Raw genomic sequence first — 11767 nt, forward strand, 5'->3', positions numbered from 1 at the left:
AAATAAATAGTTTTAACCAGTTCGCTCAATTGGTCTCTTTAAAGAAGTAATCTCTATCCCCTCTCGCAAAGCCAATAGGAAAGCAGCTGCCTCAAAATAATTACTAGCCTTTAAGACAAGATTTTGATTGCTGCTGAGTCGGTCTTTTAACCCTAAAGATTCAGAATCAACATTTAGGACACCTGGGTTCGACACAATGATTAATGGTGTACCTCTCTCTAGGCATCCCAAAACAGCCTCTCCTCCCAATGCTCCTTCAGTTGCTATAACTGCTCCTAGTTGATCAGAAGATATGCAATCCAAAAGTAGTCTATGAGATATTTTATCTAAAGCATTTAAAGGAATCAAATCAGGAGCACGACTTAATCCAACTAATACACAAGGTAAGAATGTATGCGCCATCTCTTCTGCTGCGACAAGAGGGTTTAAGTCCGAAGACAAAGACAATGCAGATAACGCTGGTGCATGTGCACAAGGAAGCAGCAAATGTCTCGTCAACAAATGACTAACGACTGCTTCAGCACCTGCCATTAAGTCAACCCCCTGACCTTTTCTATATCTATCTAATTCCGCAGTGTTTACATCATCAGGAAATCTTGTCACAACAGCTATTGCAGTCGCTCCCCGCTCCTTCAAGATGTCTCCTGCTCTCAATAAAGAGTCCGGATTATCCAATGTCCCCCAACTCGCTCCACTAGCCCCTCTCTGCAAAGATATTCCTAAAGGAACATCTGTAGTTACCACTGGACCAATGCTCAGTCCCAAGGTCGCCCTACATCCATCTACGGCCTGTAAATGCCTTTGTCTTAATTCTGACTCTAATCCTGCATCTAGCAGCAAACCAACTTTTTGTCGTCGTACAGGACGTAGCAGAAACTCGCCACAGGCAAATCGATCAATCCCAAAACCCTCAACATATTGAATTCGCTCATCATTCCAATACAAGGCTGCCCCATTAATGACATTCGGATGTGTAATTAGGCTGCCACAAGCAGCAGCTAGCAATCGAGCTGTAGGTATAGCATCCCCTGCATACCCTCCAATGGAGCATCCAATACCCGAAGGAATTAATAAAAGAGAAGGCATGGGTAATGAGCTTGTCAAAATATTATTTGCCTAGAATTACTCCTTCAACTTTAATTTTGCGGAAGGAATTTGTATTACCAGAAGTTTTAACGCCTGTAATAGCCCAACGCAGTGGTTCTCCATAAACCTTGAGTTTATCTAAAATCAATAGTCTTAAGCTTATTAGTGGTACGTCTATAGGCCATTCCAACTCTAGTTCCAATGAGTTCAATCTCACTTTTTCAATATTTACCTAAAAAGAATTCTTAGGAACTAGAACCACCAACGACCTCAAGAATCTCCTGAGTAATCGCTGCCTGTCTAGCTTTGTTATATGTAAGATTCAACGTTTTAGCAAGTTCTTTAGCATTGTCACTTGCATTATTCATTGCAGTCATTCTACTAGCCAACTCAGAAGCAGCTGACTCTTGCAGAGCTCGTAAAAGCTGGTTCTGCAGATAAAGAGGAAGCAAAGCATTTAAAAGTTGATCAGGACTTTGCTCAAAGACCACGTCAGATGGTAACTTAGGCTGCTCATTAGAAGGGGCAGCATCTTTTTCAACAACCAATCGACTATTTTTTGTAGTCAATCTAAACATCTCATCATCCTCTTCTGCTATGCCCTGTGGGTCAAGAGGTAAGAGGGTTTGAACTACAGGGTTGCAGCTAACTAAGCTAATGAATTTTGTATAGATAACCTCAATCCGATCTGTACTTTTAGACAGAAATTCTGCCAAAATTTCACTAGTAACTGATTCTGCATCCTTAGAAGTCGGCACCTGTTCCAAGTCTTGAAAAAATGCCCGGATCTTGTATTGACTACTTCTATTTTGAAAGTAACCAATAGCTTTTCTTCCTATCAATACCAAATCGGGTGTAAACCCTTGTCTTTTTAGTTCGTTATAACGTTGTTCAGTTCTCTTGATGATATTGGTATTATAACCTCCGCACAAACCCCGATCCCCAGTAACTGCAAGCAATGTAATCGTTCTTACATCGCGACTTTTAAGCAATGGAGCATCGGCTGTTTCAAACTGCATACGTGATTGAATGTTTTGCAGAACTCTTGCCAAGCGATCTGCAAAAGGACGACTCCGCAGAACCTGTTCTTGTGCCCTGCGAACTTTTGCAGCTGCAACTAGACGCATTGCTTCAGTAATTTTCCTAGTGTTCTTTACTGAAACAATCCTGTCTCTGATCTCCTTAAGGTTTGCCATAAATAATAATCTCCTTAATAACCTAAACTCTTAAGCCGCTAGCATTGAGGACTTAACCTCGTTAATAGACTCTTTCAAAACAGACTCTATCTCTTCATTTAGTTTCTTCTCAGTAAGAACCTGCTTTATATAATCTGGCTTGCTCGTTTTTAAATATTCACGGAGTTCGCCAGCAAATTGAGTTACTTGTTCAACAGGCACCTCATCTATAAGACCTTTTACCCCCGCATAAACAACGGCTACCTGCTCTGCAAGATTAAGTGGAGCAAACTGAGCCTGTTTAAGAAGTTCTCTTAATCGTTTTCCTCTCCCAAGCTGCTTCTGAGTGGCTTCATCAAGATCAGAAGCGAATTGAGAGAATGCTGCCAATTCATCAAACTGAGCAAGTTCAAGTTTCAGGGTTCCAGCTATCTTCTTAATTGCTTTCGTCTGAGCAGCACCACCTACCCTACTAACTGAAATACCAACATTAATAGCTGGTCTCAAGCCAGAGTTGAACAAATCAGCACTGAGAAAAATTTGACCATCTGTAATTGATATCACATTAGTAGGAATATAAGCAGATACATCACCTGCTTGCGTTTCAATAATCGGCAATGCAGTCATTGATCCACTTCCCATTGATTCAGAAAGCTTTGCTGCTCTTTCTAGCAAACGACTATGGCAATAGAACACATCACCAGGGTATGCCTCACGGCCAGGTGGACGACGTAAAAGCAAAGACATCTGACGATATGCCTGTGCCTGTTTAGTTAAATCGTCATAAATCACTAATGTTGCTTTACCTTGATACATAAAATGCTCAGCTATAGCAGCTCCTGTATAAGGGGCTAGATATTGCAATGCTGCAGCTTCAGAAGCACTTGCATTAACAACAATTGTGTATTCAAGAGCTCCTTTCTCACGCAATACTTCAACAACTTGAGCTACAGATGCAGACTTTTGACCAACAGCAACATAGACACAAACAACATCTTGACCTTTCTGATTGATAATCGTATCAATTGCAATCGCAGTCTTTCCAGTTTGACGGTCGCCAATTATCAATTCACGCTGACCTCTGCCAATTGGAATCATTGCATCAATAGAAGTAATACCAGTCTGCATTGGCTCATGAACTGACTTCCTTTTAATAATTCCTGGAGCTAAGGACTCGATAAGGCGAGAGTCACTAGTTGCTATATCACCATTACCATCTACTGGTTGCCCGAGTGGGTTAACTACACGGCCCAACATTGCTTGGCCTACAGGAACAGATGCAATCTTTCCTGTGGATTTAACAGTACTTCCCTCTTGAACCCCTAACGCCTCACCCATTAAAACGGCGCCCACATTGTCGTCTTCTAGGTTTAGAGCGATCCCTTCCGTACCATCCTCAAATTCAACTAGTTCTCCAGCCATGACCTTTTCAAGGCCGTAGATCCTAGCGATACCATCTCCAATTTGAAGAACAGTGCCTACATTGCTTACAGAAACAGATTTATCATAATTAGCAATCTGCTGCTTAAGAATGGAACTGATCTCGTCGGGGCGTATAGAAACCATGGGAAAAAGGAGGTGTTGAAGAAATTAAGGGGGGGGTGTTGGAAAGAATGACTAGAGGAGCCTAATGGATCATTAGGTTACCTTTGCTAGCTCAAGACCCATTCGACGAACCTGGCCAGAAAGACTGGCATCAATAACTTTGGATCCAACTCTGACTACAAAGCCACCAATTAAATCTGGATCAACTTTTAGATTGAGTTCCAAATTATTAGTGCCTGCAACAGATTGAACATTCTTGAGCAGTGCCGCTTGCTGGTCTTCATTCAACGGAGTCGCAGAAGTAACCGTTGCAAGCGCAATATTTCTCTGAGCACGATAAAGCTCTAGCAATCGTTCAAGTACGGAATTCAAGAATCCTATCCTTTGTCGCTCAGCCAAAAGCTTCATGAAGTTTAAAAATGAAGGCGTAACTTTTCCCGAAAAAATTTTCTCTAAGGCTGCTTTTTTAGACTCAACTTCGAGAACGGGTGAACCCATCGCTTCACGCAATTCCGAAGATTCATCCCAAAGTTGCAAAATAGACTTTGCTTGAGCAATAATTTTTTCAACTTCTTTTTTACTTTCCGCAACCTGAAGGAAAGCTTCAGCATATGGAGTTGTGATGGTGTTTAAAAGTGGCATCAATCCTTACCCATATTTTTAATTGATTGACTAATAAAATTTAATTGAGCCTTTTCATCGAGTTTATTAGGTAAGGAGACCAAAGCCTTTTCAATAGCTAGTTTTGCAGCCTCTCTACGTAACTGAGTACTAACTCTTGAAGCTTCAGCATTGAGGTCAGCAGCAGCTCCCTGCTTGACTCGAGCCATTTCCTCTACAGTCTTTTTTTCACTTTCTAAACGAATAGCTTCAGCTCGAACTTTACAATCACTACGAATCTTTTCAGCTTTTTGCTCAGCTGAAGCCAGTTCATTCTTTGCCTTAGCTAGAGCAGTATTAGCTTCAGTTAAACGATCTTCAGCATCTTTTAAGTCTGCCAAAATAGCTGATCGACGTCTCTCAAGAATTCCCCCTAAAAAGTTAGGAAGAAATTTATAAAGGCCGAAAATCACAACTGCCAAATTAATGACATTTGTCTCAAATAAATTGAGGTTAAGCCCGAAGCCTTTAGTCGCAAAAAATAGTGAAGAAATCATTTTGAAGCCAATAATCGTTCAACTATCAAATCTCCAAGCTTTTCAGCATCAGATCTAAGTTGATTTAATGCAGATTCCCTTTGAGAATCAATCTCTCGTCTTGCTTCTTCCCTTGAAGCATTAGCCTCAGCTGTTGCTAAAGCCAATGCTTCCCTATAAAGATTCTCAGAATCTGTCTCAGCCTCATTAATAACTGACTGAGCTGCCAGGCGAGCTTCCTTAAGTTGATTCTTTAGATCAGACTCAAGTTTTTCAACCTCAGCAAGCTTCTTTTTAGCATCTGCCAAACTAGAAGTTACATAGTCTTCTCTTTCTTCAACTACCCGACCAACAGGCTTAAAGAAAAGAGCATTTAGGATGAATGTCAGGAGAACAACCTGGACCGCCATAAGCGGAAGTGTTGCATCGAAGTCAAAAAGACCTCCCTCACTAGCACCAAAAAGTAGCAAGCTTGTCATGGGGCAGGGTTGCGGGCGATTGAAGCGAGCCGATAAACGGCAATAAATCTTTGAAAGGGGAAAAAGAATCGGATTAAGCTAATTAAATAACTAAATCAATCGATAAAAGATTGGTGTTTTCAACAAGACTTTCCGATTTGAACTTCTTTAGCCTGCAAATGGATTAGCAAACAGAAGAACCAATGCAACCACAAGACCATAAATGGTTAGTGACTCCATGAAAGCGAAGGAAAGGAGCAAAGTACCTCTGATTTTGCCTTCAGCTTCAGGTTGGCGGGCTATGCCCTCAACTGCTCCCTGAGCAGCACTACCCTGACCGATACCAGGGCCGATAGCTCCAAGGCCTACAGCTAAACCAGCGGCAACAACAGAAGCGGCGGTGGTAATGGAATCCATAATTGAGGTAAGGAAGAGAAGCGCTATCAAGCGCATAAAGAACAGAACCGGGAGTTTATACCTGCGAGGGTAAATCTCAAAGTTCATTAGGACAGGTCAGAAAGATTTCAGACCTGCTTGCAGTGACTTTGACAGAACAAGAAAAAGTTCTGGCAATAAAAGTTAATGGTGTTCTTCAACTGCTTCACCTATGTAGTAAGCAGCCAAAGTTGCAAAGATCAAGGCCTGAATAGCACTTGTAAACAAGCCAAGAAACATCACAGGAACTGGCAGGACAAGAGGCACTAAAAACACGAGTACTGCAACGACTAATTCATCCGCCAAAATGTTCCCGAATAAACGGAAAGAAAGAGAAAGAGGCTTTGTGAAATCTTCGACAATCTTGAAGGGAAGCATGATTGGAGTGGGATGAACGTAATACTCGAAGTAACGCAATCCCTTATTACTCAATCCGGCATAGAAATAAGAAAGTGAAACCAACAATGCCAATGCAACAGTTGTATTGATATCCGCAGTTGGTGCACCTAGTTCACCACTTGGAAGGCGAATCAACCTCCAAGGGACCAAAGCTCCTCCCCAATTGCTCACAAAAATAAACAAGAAAAGAGTTCCTATGAAAGGCATCCAATCGCGATAAACCTTTTCTCCTATTTGGGTCCTAGCCAAATCACGTATGTAATCCCAAAGAAACTCAAGAAGGTTTTGAACCCCTTTAGGATCTCGTTCCATTTTTTTGGTACCGACAACAACAAGAGTTAAGAGGGCACCAATAAGAAGCCAAGAAGTCATGAAAACTTGTCCATGAATTCTTATATTTCCCAATTGCCAATAGAGATGTTGACCAACCTCTAGTTCAGCAAACGGTAGTAAAAATGGAAAAGAACCCATTGTGAATGAAATTAATAGTCGCTAATGCGACACTGCATTTTTATTGATCAAGGCCTAATACCAATTAATTCAATAAATCAGATTTCTCTCTTTGCTCAAGGCTTAAGTAGAAACTGAATTATCAAAGATGGCTTATAAAGCAAAAAACCAACCAAAGACGGCAATAAATCAAGTTGAGGCAACTTTGTGACTACAACAACTAGTACCACCGGAACAAGTAACTGCGCCTTACCAACTGACTGGGACTGAACGCCTAAACGTCCAATACTGCGTGCCAACAGCCGCAGATAAATTAGTCCAGATAAAGCACCTACCAGAACACTGATAGAGGAATGAAAATCAATAGCAATAGCCGTAAAACCAACCGCTAGGGTCGATAAGACGAAAGCTAATTTGAATATGGCGCTTTGCAGCTGCACATATTCATTCTCATTCGATGGATCTTTAGAGGGAGCCTCTGAAGATGCCATATGAGTTACTGCCCCTGCTTTGGAGCTGGGTTCCTGCGACTGTTTATTAACATCAAACCCCTTTCCCAGAGGAAAGTTGCTTAAGGTCTTATACAGCGAGGACACCAGCAAAAAGTCTGAAGCTCGAAAGGCCCGCGGAATCTACCATGCAGCAGGACTAAAACCAGGTTCATAAGTACCAGAAAACTTAAATTTTCAAGTCTTCGGCGCAAATTCTTATCAGATTCCCAATATATGGATTCTTGTTCAAAATTGCCATAAAGCTATTGCAAATAAAATAATTAATCGAAATGTAGTTATTTTTAAAGTTTATTCTTTGAGTGCAATGTCAATTAAAACTAAAGCAGTTAAAGCATAAAAAGTAGAGTGATCTGGCCTAAATACTTTCAATTAGACAATGAAAGGGTTTTCCAGTTCGTATTCCAAAAATAAATCTTTTATACATAACAAGACTTGGCAAACTGCTTTTTAAGCGGCTCAATAGGTAAAACTGTTTATCTCAAACTTTGAGCGTTCAAGATTTACAAAAATCGAATTCGCAAAAAGTCTTGACTAAGAGATCTAAACCCTATTTACCTAGAAAACTACATAACCAGACATTCTGGCAAAGACTCCTTCCGCTTCCTTGGGATATCTGGCCTGCTGAAGCAAGGTTATTGCTGGCCTTAATTGCATTTTGGAGTTTCGCTGGTCTTTTCATCCTGGGCTCAGCAAGCTGGTGGGTTGCAAGCAAGGAGATGGGGGATGGGACTTATTTTGTAAAGCGACAAGTGATTTGGTTGATCTCAAGCTGGAGTATTGCATGGTTCACAATTTCAATAAGTCTTAGAAAATGGCTCAAACTGTCAAGGTCTTGTTTATTGATTTGTTTACTATTAGTTATTGGAACCTTGCTATTTGGAAGCACTATTAATGGTTCCTCAAGATGGTTAATAGTGGGCCCCATTCGAATTCAGCCTTCTGAATTAGTAAAACCGTTTGTAATTCTTCAAGCCGCTAATGTTTTTGCTCAGTGGAAAAGACTTCAAATTGACCACAAGATTTTTTGGCTAGGCCTTTTTGGAGGACTAATCGCTTTAATACTTAAACAACCAAACTTAAGCACTGCTGCGCTTATAGGCATACTTCTTTGGTTAATGGCTCTGTCTGCAGGTATCAAATTCAGTTCTCTTTTATCCACAGCATTCTTAGGTGGTTTGATAGGTGCATCAAGCATCCTTATTAATGAATATCAAAAACTAAGAGTTATCTCATTCATTAACCCCTGGCAAGACCCTCAAGGTTCTGGTTATCAACTTATACAAAGTCTTTTAGCTATAGGGTCAGGAGGTTGGTTTGGGGAAGGATATGGTCTATCTACTCAAAAACTCCTCTATCTTCCATTCCTCAGCACAGACTTTATTTTTGCTGTTTTTGCCGAAGAGTTTGGATTTGTCGGGTCTTTAATGTTGGTTTTATTTTTGACCTTAATTGCATTTGTAGGATTAAGAATAGCTCTTCGTTGCAGGAATAATTACTCAAAACTAATTGCCATAGGATGCAGCACATTATTAGTTGGCCAGGCAATTATGCACTTAGCAGTGGCCTCTGGGTCCATGCCAACTACAGGGCTCCCTCTCCCAATGATTAGTTATGGCGGGAATTCATTGCTTTCTAGTCTTCTTATTGGAGGACTGTTGATTAGGTGCGCGTTGGAATCCACAGGGTTAATTGGCGGACTAGAAATAAAAAAACGACTCAACTAAATATTGTTAGTAATCTACTAATAGAAGCTTTAGAACAATTTCCTTAAGTCTTTTTATTTCTGATCTGGCTCAAAATAGTGAGCTGTTAATAAGCAATGGTTTAAAAGAACCTGGGCCTTTATTGCTTGCTATAGCATTCTGCAGCGGACTTCTCACCAGCTTAGGTCCATGTTCATTATCACTTTTGCCAATAACCGTTGCCTACCTAGCAGGGTTCAAAGGTAAGCAAAATCCCTTGCAAAGAAGTTTGATCTTTTCAAGCGGTATTGTCTTATCTTTAGTAATTCTTGGTTCCCTAAGCGGGTTATTCGGACAAATCTATGGGCAACTTTCTTCCAAATTAAATGGCTTGGTTTCAATAATTGCAATAGTAATGGGTTTAAGCCTTCTAGGGATAATCGATATAAAGCTTCCAATTAATCCAAATCCAAACCTTTTAACAGAGAAACTTCCTGAGCCCCTAGCCCCTATAGCAGCAGGAGTTGTCTTTGGCATGGCCTCCTCACCTTGTACCACACCAGTATTGGCTGTTCTATTAGCTTGGATTGCTCAGAATGGGAATCCAGTCACAGGAATAATTCTTCTAGCATTCTTTGGCGCAGGTCAAGTAATACCTCTGGTTTTGGCAGGTATAGCTGCAGGCAGCATCCCAAATTTACTGGCATTGAAACCTTTTAGTCGTTGGATTCCTATTGCTAGCGGCATTATTTTTCTATCCACAGGTTCTTTAAGTCTCATTAGCAGGTGGGTTTGAAAAGAATGAAAGTTTTGTGGCGAGTTCTTAATTGGTTATCTAGCTTAAAAGTTGCCATTCTGCTTTTATTTTTCATTGCATTGGCGAGTGCAATTGGCACCTTTATTCCTCAAGGTGATCAATCAGACAACTATATAAATAATTATGCGAAACACCCTTGGCTGGGATTAATTAATGGACATCTAATCCTTCGGATGCAATTAGATCATGTTTATTCCAGTTATTGGTTCCTGTTTTTACTTTCTTGGCTTGGAATTGCTCTGATGATCTGCAGCTGGAGGCGGCAATGGCCTACTTTAAAAGCAGCAATGAAATGGATTGACTATGATCAATCAACTCAAATTAAGAAATTAGCTATTTCAGAAGAGGTTATTGTTCAAGACAGTGGATTAGCAATTAAAAAACTCCATAATCAACTAATCAGCTCAGGATGGGATGTTAAAGCAGATAGCAATAGAATTGCTGCTCGCAAAGGGGTAATAGGAAGATTTGGCCCACCCTTAGTTCATTTTGGACTCATCTTTTTAATGATCGGAGCAACACTCGGAGCATTAGAAGGACAAAGAGTAGAAAAATTTTTAGAACCTGGAAAATCGATTGACCTAATAAGCCCAGACGGCATAAATAAATTAAAAATTAAATTAAAAGATTTTCAGATCTTGAGATTACCCAATGGGCAGCCAGAGCAATTCCTTTCGAAAGTGGAACTAAGTGATGGAAGCAATCAACAACCTATAAGTAGGGAAATTAGCGTTAATCACCCATTAAGGTTTCAAGGGCTAACTATTTATCAAGCAGATTGGGCACTTTCAGGGATAAATATGCAATTTGGCAATAGTCCAAAACTACAGCTGCCTTTAAAAGCTATACCTGAACTTGGCGAGCAAGTTTGGGGTATATCATTGCCTGATTTAGATAATGCGGGTAAATCTATTCTACTTACCATCTCTAGCGAAACAGGGCCAGCAAGATTTTACAGCCAAGAGGGGAAATCTATAACAGAGATAACACCTGGGGGCAACAAGGAAATAATTAATGGTTTAGAAACTCAAGTCATAGAAGTATTGCAAAGTAGCGGAATACTTATTAAGTATGATCCAGGAGTCCCATTGGTTTATATAGGTTTTGCCATAACATTGATTGGGAGTTTGATAAGTATAATTTCCACAAAAATGCTTTGGGCTCTATGGGAAGAAGAGAATGGCTTACTATTTATTGGAGGGCTAAGCAATAGAAACCTCTCTGGTTTTGCAAATGATTTCCCAACCCTTTTAAAAGTAATCAAAAGTTCTTAGTTTAAACATCCTTTTTAGTTCCATGACTTAACCTGATTATTGTATGTACATTACCTCTAGGGTTGAAATCTGCTTCCAAATGGATCCAAGAAGGCTCACAAGCTTCAATAAGCTTGTCTAATATCCGATTAGCAACATCTTCATGAGATATTTTTATATCACGAAAACTATTTATAAAAAGCTTGATAGACTTAAGTTCTAATACTTTCTTATCTGGCTGATAATGAAGTCTTAAGACTGCAAAGTCTGGATAGCCAGAAAAAGGGCATTTACAAGTAAATTCAGGCAGCTCTATAGAAACCTCATAATTACGGCTTGGCTTGGGATTAGGGAAACAGATCAATTCAGCATTCTCTATTGTCCTTTCTCCATAGAGAAAGCCATTGGATGGGGAGTTATGTTCTCTAGAAACTGGTTCCAAAACATTTGTAAAACAAAGACAATTTCATATTAAAAAAGAAATCTGTATCAACAATCACAACCAGAACTACACTCGCACCCCCTAATAGATAGAAACTAACTTGATGGCATGGACATTTGTCTGATTCATACTGAAGAATGTGTTCAAATTCGTCCTAGCAGTATTCATGGAATGCTTTGGCTACAGACTCATTTCGAAGATAATCAATGGGAGGCCCTTGCTTTAAATCAAGTAAAACTTCCAGTATCAGACGTAACGATGCTTAATCAAGACCCTCAAGAAGCTGGATTAATCATCAATTTTGTACCAGCACTTCATAAATCCAACGAAGTTATAACAAAAAATAAGTATTATCTTTAAGGTCCCAAAAGTGATCT

Annotated in this window: 15 protein-coding genes; 4 read left to right on the forward strand and 11 right to left on the reverse strand. The window is 40.0% G+C overall.

Annotation, left to right across the window (positions count from 1 at the left end; genetic code table 11):
• Positions 1-12 precede the first annotated feature (12 nt).
• From P9211_RS07590 to P9211_RS07635, 10 genes are all read right to left on the reverse strand, one after another.
• On the reverse strand, positions 13-1086 hold the full coding sequence (locus tag P9211_RS07590; RefSeq protein ID WP_012196118.1) for a DUF3326 domain-containing protein: 1074 nt from the start codon (positions 1084-1086) through the stop codon (positions 13-15).
• A 22-nt stretch (positions 1087-1108) separates the two neighbouring features.
• A complete protein-coding gene (locus P9211_RS07595) occupies positions 1109-1303 on the reverse strand; it encodes a hypothetical protein (protein WP_012196120.1) in 195 nt (64 codons plus the stop codon).
• Between the two features lie 28 nt (positions 1304-1331).
• Positions 1332-2282 carry a F0F1 ATP synthase subunit gamma gene (locus tag P9211_RS07600; protein WP_012196121.1) on the reverse strand — a complete coding sequence of 317 codons (951 nt, stop codon included), beginning with the start codon at positions 2280-2282 and terminating at the stop codon, positions 1332-1334.
• A gap of 30 nt (positions 2283-2312) precedes the next feature.
• On the reverse strand, positions 2313-3827 hold the full coding sequence (atpA, locus tag P9211_RS07605) for a F0F1 ATP synthase subunit alpha (protein WP_012196122.1): 1515 nt from the start codon (positions 3825-3827) through the stop codon (positions 2313-2315).
• Positions 3828-3899: 72 nt separating this feature from the next.
• Positions 3900-4448, reverse strand: coding sequence for an ATP synthase F1 subunit delta (gene atpH, locus P9211_RS07610; RefSeq protein WP_012196123.1), 549 nt, complete (start codon positions 4446-4448; stop codon positions 3900-3902).
• Positions 4448-4963 carry a F0F1 ATP synthase subunit B gene (locus tag P9211_RS07615; protein ID WP_012196124.1) on the reverse strand — a complete coding sequence of 172 codons (516 nt, stop codon included), beginning with the start codon at positions 4961-4963 and terminating at the stop codon, positions 4448-4450. The genes atpH and P9211_RS07615 overlap by 1 nt, the downstream gene beginning before the upstream one ends.
• Complete coding sequence (locus tag P9211_RS07620) at positions 4960-5421, reverse strand: F0F1 ATP synthase subunit B' (protein WP_012196125.1); 462 nt, start codon at positions 5419-5421, stop codon at positions 4960-4962. Before P9211_RS07620 ends, P9211_RS07615 begins: the two co-directional genes overlap by 4 nt.
• A gap of 147 nt (positions 5422-5568) precedes the next feature.
• Entirely contained in the window at positions 5569-5817 is a 249-nt protein-coding gene (gene atpE, locus P9211_RS07625; RefSeq protein WP_011125758.1) for an ATP synthase F0 subunit C, read from the reverse strand.
• 162 nt (positions 5818-5979) lie between these two features.
• Entirely contained in the window at positions 5980-6705 is a 726-nt protein-coding gene (gene atpB / locus P9211_RS07630; RefSeq protein ID WP_012196127.1) for a F0F1 ATP synthase subunit A, read from the reverse strand.
• 95 nt (positions 6706-6800) lie between these two features.
• Positions 6801-7175 (reverse strand): hypothetical protein, encoded by a 375-nt coding sequence (locus P9211_RS07635; RefSeq protein ID WP_012196128.1) that lies wholly within the window; start codon positions 7173-7175, stop codon positions 6801-6803.
• A gap of 548 nt (positions 7176-7723) precedes the next feature.
• Here P9211_RS07635 and P9211_RS07640 point away from each other — a divergent pair.
• The 3 genes from P9211_RS07640 (at position 7724) to P9211_RS07650 (ending at position 10969) form a co-directional block, all read left to right on the forward strand.
• Positions 7724-8920: an FtsW/RodA/SpoVE family cell cycle protein gene (locus tag P9211_RS07640; RefSeq protein ID WP_049750907.1), complete on the forward strand. Its 1197-nt coding sequence runs from the start codon at positions 7724-7726 to the stop codon at positions 8918-8920.
• A gap of 64 nt (positions 8921-8984) precedes the next feature.
• Complete coding sequence (locus tag P9211_RS07645) at positions 8985-9674, forward strand: cytochrome c biogenesis CcdA family protein (RefSeq protein ID WP_430270482.1); 690 nt, start codon at positions 8985-8987, stop codon at positions 9672-9674.
• A gap of 5 nt (positions 9675-9679) precedes the next feature.
• On the forward strand, positions 9680-10969 hold the full coding sequence (locus P9211_RS07650) for a cytochrome c biogenesis protein ResB (protein WP_012196131.1): 1290 nt from the start codon (positions 9680-9682) through the stop codon (positions 10967-10969).
• Position 10970: 1 nt separating this feature from the next.
• Here the strand turns inward: P9211_RS07650 and queF are convergent, their stop codons facing one another.
• On the reverse strand, positions 10971-11390 hold the full coding sequence (queF, locus tag P9211_RS07655; RefSeq protein WP_012196132.1) for a preQ(1) synthase: 420 nt from the start codon (positions 11388-11390) through the stop codon (positions 10971-10973).
• A 108-nt stretch (positions 11391-11498) separates the two neighbouring features.
• Here queF and P9211_RS07660 point away from each other — a divergent pair, with 108 nt between their 5' ends.
• Entirely contained in the window at positions 11499-11750 is a 252-nt protein-coding gene (locus tag P9211_RS07660) for a hypothetical protein (protein WP_012196133.1), read from the forward strand.
• Positions 11751-11767: the final 17 nt, after the last annotated feature.

Origin of the sequence: Prochlorococcus marinus str. MIT 9211 (genome assembly GCF_000018585.1) — a bacterium.
Taxonomy (GTDB): Bacteria; Cyanobacteriota; Cyanobacteriia; order PCC-6307; family Cyanobiaceae; genus Prochlorococcus_D; species Prochlorococcus_D marinus_B.

Bases quoted from the DNA above. Each gene is read 5' to 3' on its own strand.
- P9211_RS07590 (WP_012196118.1), bottom strand. From the start codon at position 1,086: ATGCCTTCTCTTTTATTAATTCCTTCGGGTATTGGATGCTCCATTGGA.
- P9211_RS07600 (WP_012196121.1), bottom strand. From the start codon at position 2,282: ATGGCAAACCTTAAGGAGATCAGAGACAGGATTGTTTCAGTAAAGAAC.
- atpA (WP_012196122.1), bottom strand. From the start codon at position 3,827: ATGGTTTCTATACGCCCCGACGAGATCAGTTCCATTCTTAAGCAGCAG.
- atpH (WP_012196123.1), bottom strand. From the start codon at position 4,448: ATGCCACTTTTAAACACCATCACAACTCCATATGCTGAAGCTTTCCTT.
- P9211_RS07615 (WP_012196124.1), bottom strand. From the start codon at position 4,963: ATGATTTCTTCACTATTTTTTGCGACTAAAGGCTTCGGGCTTAACCTC.
- P9211_RS07620 (WP_012196125.1), bottom strand. From the start codon at position 5,421: ATGACAAGCTTGCTACTTTTTGGTGCTAGTGAGGGAGGTCTTTTTGAC.
- atpE (WP_011125758.1), bottom strand. From the start codon at position 5,817: ATGGATTCCATTACCACCGCCGCTTCTGTTGTTGCCGCTGGTTTAGCT.
- atpB (WP_012196127.1), bottom strand. From the start codon at position 6,705: ATGGGTTCTTTTCCATTTTTACTACCGTTTGCTGAACTAGAGGTTGGT.
- P9211_RS07635 (WP_012196128.1), bottom strand. From the start codon at position 7,175: ATGGCATCTTCAGAGGCTCCCTCTAAAGATCCATCGAATGAGAATGAA.
- P9211_RS07650 (WP_012196131.1), top strand. From the start codon at position 9,680: ATGAAAGTTTTGTGGCGAGTTCTTAATTGGTTATCTAGCTTAAAAGTT.
- P9211_RS07660 (WP_012196133.1), top strand. From the start codon at position 11,499: ATGGACATTTGTCTGATTCATACTGAAGAATGTGTTCAAATTCGTCCT.